General features: G+C 67.6%; 6 protein-coding genes and 1 tRNA gene. 5 read left to right on the top strand and 2 right to left on the bottom strand.

Annotated features, from left to right (window positions below; all coding sequences use genetic code 11):
- Positions 1-540 precede the first annotated feature (540 nt).
- Both I53_RS35280 and purH read right to left on the bottom strand, forming a co-directional pair.
- Positions 541-966, bottom strand: a complete 426-nt coding sequence (locus tag I53_RS35280; protein ID WP_251982374.1) for a hypothetical protein — start codon at positions 964-966, stop codon at positions 541-543.
- A 206-nt stretch (positions 967-1,172) separates the two neighbouring features.
- Positions 1,173-2,786 (bottom strand): bifunctional phosphoribosylaminoimidazolecarboxamide formyltransferase/IMP cyclohydrolase, encoded by a 1,614-nt coding sequence (gene purH, locus I53_RS19475; RefSeq protein ID WP_251982373.1) that lies wholly within the window; start codon positions 2,784-2,786, stop codon positions 1,173-1,175.
- 54 nt (positions 2,787-2,840) lie between these two features.
- Between purH and I53_RS19470 the strand changes: the two genes are divergently transcribed.
- The 5 genes from I53_RS19470 (at position 2,841) to I53_RS19455 (ending at position 5,668) form a co-directional block, all read left to right on the top strand.
- Positions 2,841-2,925, top strand: a tRNA-Leu gene (locus I53_RS19470).
- Positions 2,926-3,100: 175 nt separating this feature from the next.
- On the top strand, positions 3,101-4,042 hold the full coding sequence (locus I53_RS19465) for an FAD-dependent oxidoreductase (RefSeq protein ID WP_251982372.1): 942 nt from the start codon (positions 3,101-3,103) through the stop codon (positions 4,040-4,042).
- Positions 4,039-4,959, top strand: a complete 921-nt coding sequence (locus I53_RS19460; protein ID WP_043353736.1) for a histone deacetylase — start codon at positions 4,039-4,041, stop codon at positions 4,957-4,959. Before I53_RS19465 ends, I53_RS19460 begins: the two co-directional genes overlap by 4 nt.
- 147 nt (positions 4,960-5,106) lie before the next feature.
- Entirely contained in the window at positions 5,107-5,280 is a 174-nt protein-coding gene (locus I53_RS34090) for a hypothetical protein (RefSeq protein WP_164706330.1), read from the top strand.
- A 145-nt stretch (positions 5,281-5,425) separates the two neighbouring features.
- Positions 5,426-5,668: a hypothetical protein gene (locus I53_RS19455; protein ID WP_043353734.1), complete on the top strand. Its 243-nt coding sequence runs from the start codon at positions 5,426-5,428 to the stop codon at positions 5,666-5,668.
- Positions 5,669-5,689: the final 21 nt, after the last annotated feature.

The following is a 5,689-nucleotide window of genomic DNA, read 5'->3' as shown; positions in this document are numbered from 1 at the left end:
ACCCGTGCCGGGTCGTGGCCGCAAGGCGGGCGGGGCCGTTTCGGCTTGTGTCGAACCCGCAACGCGACGGCGGAATCGCAATCCGTGCGGTCTGTCACGGATTGCGTTGCGGCGGATCCTATACAGAGATCTCAAGTATCGACGGCAGACGGAACCATCACCGTCGAAACGGCGAGCCGACACGGAATGTCCTGATTTCTGACCACCACGTTGCAAGCAGTCAATGACTGCAACTTTCAGTCCGTTTCTCGGCCAATGCCGGTCGTCCAACAAACCTGCCGGCCGCCGGAAACTGTCCGAAATTTAATCTTTCGCCGATCGACCCGGCGGAACCTTAGCGGCACAAGGCCGTATAAGGTTCCCCTACGATCCAGGGCCCCTGGGATTTCCATCGTGAACGATGTCGTGCCACATTTGCGCCGTCAGCCTCATCGGAAGCTGCATCTTCTACTTCTAATTATCTGGATGGCCGTGGCTCTGGGCTTGTGGGCGCTGATCAACACCCTCGCCGGGCGGCTGGTTTGGTGGTGGTGACGCTGGTTACAGCCCGCGATTGTTCTCGGGATAGTCGGTGAGATAGGCGCCGAGCAGATATCCCGCCTGATGGGCCGTCAGGTATCCCAGCATAATCAGAACGTGCAGCAGGTCGAGGCCGTAAACGGACATGAAAATGGTCATCGCAGTGAACATGACCACCGATGAGGTCATGGCGATGATCATCACCGAATAGGAGCGGCCGATCAGCGCTCCCACGAGAAACAACAGCGCTGCGACCACCATCTCGTCACCCAACCCGGATTCGTTCCAGGAAGTTCTTCTCACGAGCTTCCGGCGCACATCTGGGCAATGATGGCGTGCAGCCGAGAAAATATCAACCCGCTCCGCAGATGCCACCCATATTCGCAAAGGTGGGGGTATTTGTTCGGCAATAATGCTCAAAAAATAGCATTCGGCGTTACGGGACATCCATTGCTGAGCTTCGGCACAAGCCACGCTTGTTCACGGCAATGCTGAGAGACATCGCAGCCCGAACAAAAATCGCCGCGACCGCTCCAATCCGTGCGGATCGTTAACGGAAGCGCGGCGGCGCCGCGCGACGGACAGGCCTCTCGGCGGTGCTGGGGCACGGAGGCACGGGAGCGTCACGTCGTGACCCTCCCGACTCCGCCCGATCAATGCCGGAAGTGACGGTGGCCGGTGAGGACCATGGCCAGGCCGGCCGCATCGGCGGCCGCGATGACGTCCGCATCGCGCATCGAACCGCCGGGCTGGATCACCGCCGTCGCGCCCGCTTCGGCAGCCGCCATCAGCCCGTCCGCGAACGGGAAGAACGCGTCCGACGCCACCACCGAGCCGACCGCCAGGCTCTGGGACAGCCCGAGGCGCTTCGCACCCTCGGCGGCCTTCCAGGCGGCGATGCGCGAGGAATCGACCCGGGACATCTGACCCGCGCCGATTCCCACCGTCGCGCCGGCCTTGGCGTACACGATGGCGTTCGACTTCACGTGCTTGGCCACCCGATAGGCAAACCGGAGATCGGCCAGTTCGGCCTCGCTCGGCGCCCGCTTGGTGACGACCTTGAGCGGCATGTCGTCGACGACCACCGCATCCCGGCTCTGGACCAGCAGACCGCCGGCGAGCGTCCGCACGGTCTCGCCGGGGACCCGCGGGTCAGGCAGTCCGCCGGCCAGAAGCAGGCGCAGGTTCTTCTTGCCCGCGACGATGGCCGCGGCCTCGGGCGTGGCATCCGGGGCGATGATCACTTCGGTGAAAATCTCGACGATCCTGCTGGCCGCCTCGGCGTCGAGCGTCCGGTTGAGGGCGACGATGCCGCCGAAGGCCGAGGTCGGGTCACAGCTCAGAGCCCGCTCGTAGGCTTCGAGCAGGCTGGTGCCTTCCGCGACGCCGCACGGATTGGCATGCTTGATGATCGCCACGGCGGCGGTCCGGGCCGGATCGAACTCGGCCACGCACTCGTAGGCGGCGTCCGTGTCGTTGAAGTTGTTGTAGGACAGCTCCTTGCCCTGGAGCTGCCGGGCGGTGGCCACACCCGAGCGGACCTTGCCGGGCGCGCGGTAGAAGGCGGCCGCCTGATGAGGGTTCTCGCCGTAGCGCAGCGCCTGACCGAGGGTGCCGCCGAAGGCGCGGAACTGCGCCGGCGCATCCGTGCCGAAGCGGCCAGCCATCCAGTTGGCGATGGCCGCGTCGTAGGCCGCGGTGCGGGCAAAGGCCTTCTGCGCCAGGCTCCGGCGCAGTTCCGCGCCCAGGGCGCCGTCATGCGCCTCCAGTGCGGCCAGCACGCCGGCATAATCCGACACGTCGGTGACCACGGCCACATCCGCGTGGTTCTTGGCCGCCGCACGGATCATGGCCGGGCCGCCGACATCGATGTTCTCGATGCAGTCGGCATCCGACCGGTCGGCCGCGATGGTGGCCTCGAACGGGTACAGGTTGACCACCAGCAGATCGATGGCGCCGATCCCATGGGCGGCGAGCGCGGCCTGATGCTCCGGGTTGTCGCGGATGGCGAGCAATCCACCGTGAACCGCCGGGTGCAGCGTCTTGACCCGGCCGTCCATCATCTCCGGAAAGCCCGTGAGATCGGCCACCTCGGTGACAGGCAGGCCGGCCTCCTGCAGGGCACGGTGCGTGCCCCCGGTGGAGACCAGCGCGATGCCGCGGGCGTGGAGCGCCCGGGCAAAGTCGACGAGGCCGGTCTTGTCCGAGACCGAGGATCGGTCGCCCTTTGAGCATAGGCGTCCCGCCTTGGCCAGATCGGCGCCCACCGCAAAAACAACACTTGGCCGGACCCGCCGACCTATGCGAAGAGCCCTCCGTACGCGGGTATGGCGGAACTGGTAGACGCGGGCGACTCAAAATCGCCAGCCGCAAGGCGTGGGGGTTCGATTCCCTCTACCCGCACCATGGCCATCCGGCGATCGTGCGGCCTATCCCGTCCGGCGGCTCCATGAGGAGCGACCCGATGTCCGCGCGGATCCTGTCGACGCGCGAAGTTCGGTCGCCCTGATCTCCTGATCGCTGCCCCCTATCTGTGCTGCAACGCGGCCGGCTTGGCCGTCCTGCGGAGCGGAGTAGGCACTTGAACGAGCGTGGGATCGTCGCGGTTCTCGGCGCGGGCATGGCCGGCGCAGCTGCGGCACGCCACCTTGCCGAGGCGGGCCTGCGGGTGCGGGTGTTCGACAAGGGGCGCGGCGTCGGCGGTCGGATGGCAACCCGGCGCGTCGGTGATCTCCAGTTCGACCATGGCGCTCAATTCATGCGCGCGCGCGGTACCGCCTTCGCGGGTCAGATCGATCGGTGGGCGCGAAGCGGCATCGTTGCGCCCTGGGCCGGTTCCGAACGGTCTGTCGGCGTGCCGAGCATGGTCGAGCCCGTGCGCGACCTGCTGTCGGGTCTTCCGGTTCAGAGCGCCACGACCATCCTGCGTCTTCACCGGGATGGGGCGCACTGGCGGCTGGAGGACGCGTCCGGCGCCGTTCACGGCCCGTTCGACGCGGTGGCGATCACCGTCCCGGCGCCGCAGGTCATGACGCTGCTCGCGGCATCCGGCGTCACCCTCCCGGACATCGCCCGCGCTTCATACGCACCCTGCTGGTCCTTCATGATCGCGGCGGACACGTCCCCGCCGGAGGACCTGATCGAACCGGGGGCCGGTCCGATCGGCCTGATCGCGTGCGATTCATCGAAGCCCGGGCGGCCCCCCGGGATCCGGCTCACGGTCCACGCGACCCCGGATTGGTCGCGCCGGCATCTCGAAGCGCCGCGTGAGACGATCGTCGCCGAACTTGTCCGCGCCACCCGGGACTGCCTCGGCTCCGAACTTCGACCGTCCCACATGGAAGCCCATCGCTGGCGCTACGCGCAGGTCGAGAACGCCCTGCAGGTGCCCTGCCTGTACGATCCGGCATGCCGACTTGGGGCGGCCGGGGATTGGTGCCTGGGGGCCCGGATCGAGGCGGCCTACGACAGCGGGCTGGCGCTCGCCGACGCTATCCTGAACGATCTCGGGCACCCTGCGTGACTCCCCCGATCGCCTTCCACCCGGCCTATGAGGCGTCCCTCCCGGTCGGCCATCGGTTTCCGATGCGCAAGTACGGCCTGCTCGCGGAGACGCTGATCGCGAAGGGGCTGGCTCCGCTCGGTTTCGTCACGCCGGAGCCGGCCGGGGCGGACATCCTGATCCGCGCTCACGATGCCGCCTATGTGGATGCGGTGCTGGCCTGCGATGTCGGTCCTGAAATCGAGCGGGCCATCGGGCTACCGGTCGATGCGGCCCTCGTCCGGCGCTCGCGCGCATCGGTGGGCGGCACCCTTCTGGCCGCGCGCCTCGCCCTGGCGGAAGGTCTGGCGGGCAGCGCCGCTGGCGGCAGCCATCACGCGCGGCGCCAGCAGGGTGCTGGCTTCTGCGTGCTGAACGACGTCGCAGTCGCGGCGCGGACGCTCCAGGCCGAGGGGCTGGTCCGGCGCGTCCTCGTGGTCGATCTCGACGTGCATCAGGGCGACGGCACCGCCGATTGTCTCGCCCGAAGCCCTGAGCTTTTCACCTTCTCGATCCATTGCGAAAACAATTATCCAGCCCAGAAGATCGCCGGCGACCTCGATATCGGCCTGCCGGACAGGCTCGACGACGCCGGCTACCTCGCTGTTCTGCGTGCCCGTCTGCCGCCGCTGCTCGACGCATTCGCGCCGGACCTCGTCTTCTATAATGCCGGCGTCGATCCGCATCGCGACGACCGCCTCGGCCGACTCTGCCTCACCGATGATGGCCTTCTCGCCCGCGACCGCTTCGTCGTGGCCGAGGCTCGCGCGCGCGGGATCGCGCTCGCTGCGGTGATTGGCGGCGGATACACCCACGATGTCGAAGCCCTCGCGCGGCGCCACGCGCTGGTCTTCGAAGCCCTGGCCGCCGAGGCGGCCGCTCGGCCGACGTCGAAGTGAGACCTGATTGCATCACGGTACCGTCGATCTGCAGGTCTCGGTCGGGCAGGAAAGGTTTTGGGAACGGCCACCGTCGAGGATCCGGAGTGCGCGGATGATCGACGCGGATCCGCCGCTTGCATTCGGTGACATCGGAAGGGTTCGGCCATGCTCGCGCGGGTCTGGGACGTGGTGAAGGCGACGCTGGCGGTGTCGGCCCTGATCGCCGCCGCCCTCGTCTCGGCGGACAAGGTCGACCGGCGGAAAACGCAACCGGTCGTCGGCGCCGCACTGATCGAGCCGGCCACCACCGGAACGATTACGCGGCAGGAGCGTCCTTGAGCCTGCGCTCTGCGTAGTCTTGAGCGGCGCCCCTGCGTCAGATTGAAACAAGCGTGACGGGATATCTCGGTCGGCGTCGACGTTCTCGCCCGATGCCGAGGCTTGGCCGCACGCCGACCCGACCCGTTCAGGAGAACCCACCGCGATGAAGTCCGCCCCCCTTGCACTGTTCGTCGTCCTCATCGGCACGGCTTCGGCGTTCGCGGAAACGGGGGCCGAGCGGGCCGCCTGCACGCCGGACGTGATGCGCCTCTGCGCCTCTCAGATTCCCAATGCGGGCGCTATCACCCTCTGCCTGCGGGAGAATCGGGTGGCGTTGAGTTCCGCCTGCCGGACGGTCGTCGACCGTTCCGACCGGTCGAAAGGGAACATCGCAAATCGCCGCTAGGCGCGGCGCCGCGCCTCACCA

Origin of the sequence: Methylobacterium sp. B1 (assembly GCF_000333255.1) — a bacterium.
Lineage (GTDB): Bacteria > Pseudomonadota > Alphaproteobacteria > Rhizobiales > Beijerinckiaceae > Methylobacterium > Methylobacterium fujisawaense.
This window is presented reverse-complemented; position numbering and strand designations above follow the sequence as displayed.